Here is a 795-nt window from a genome sequence, read left to right on the forward strand (position 1 = left end):
GGCGCGCTGCCCGCGCGCCCACCGCCCGACGGTTTGAACACTCGCGTCGCAGCCTTGCTCCTTCAGTTCCCGATGAAGATGAGCGGCATTGCGGCAGCCTTCCCGCCACCGGCGCTCCAGATACGCATGAAAGCCGTCGAGCAATGTTGGCATGCGAGGACGGGCATGCTCCGGAGCACCATCGGCAGCAAGCCAGCGTTCAACGGAGCGGCGGCTCATCCCGAGCCCCGGCGCGATCAGCTTGGGAGGCACACCTTGGTCGCGCAGACGCCGGATTTCGGCGAAGCGCTCCTCGCGATGGCACCGGTTGGCCTGCCGGGTCCGATCCAGTTTGGACCCCAGAACGGCCGGCTCGCTCGGCGGTGCGGCGCTCTGGATCATGCTGGCGACGGTGCGGGCGGCGTGCCGAATCGCACGACGATGTCGATTGGCCACCGTGCGCAGAGCGTCGCCGAGATTGCGCAGCAAATGCCACCGGTCACAGACCTGCCGCGCCTGCGGAGCGCCCTGGCGGATTCCATCGGCGAAGACGCCGGCCCGATCGCGGGCGACGACTTCAACACCGGGATGGCGCCGCAGCCACGCGGCCACGCTGTCCGCTTGGCGGTCCGGCAGCAGGTCCAGCACCCGGTTGCGTTCCAGATCGACGAGGATCGTGCCGTAGCGCAGGCCGCGCCGCCATGCCCATTCATCGACGCCGACGACGCGCGGCGGCGGATACGCCGCGATCATGGCGGCGCGGATCAGGCGCAGCAGCGTGTCGCCGCTGAGTGGCATGGCGAGGCGGCGCGCTAG

1 protein-coding gene is annotated in these 795 nt (G+C 69.9%); it reads right to left on the reverse strand.

Annotated elements, in window-relative coordinates; all coding sequences use genetic code 11:
- The coding region (locus tag ACSVDD_RS29705) for a transposase (protein WP_448193007.1) at positions 1-795 on the reverse strand (795 nt) is incomplete at both ends.

It is taken from the genome of Azospirillum terrae (assembly GCF_053470425.1).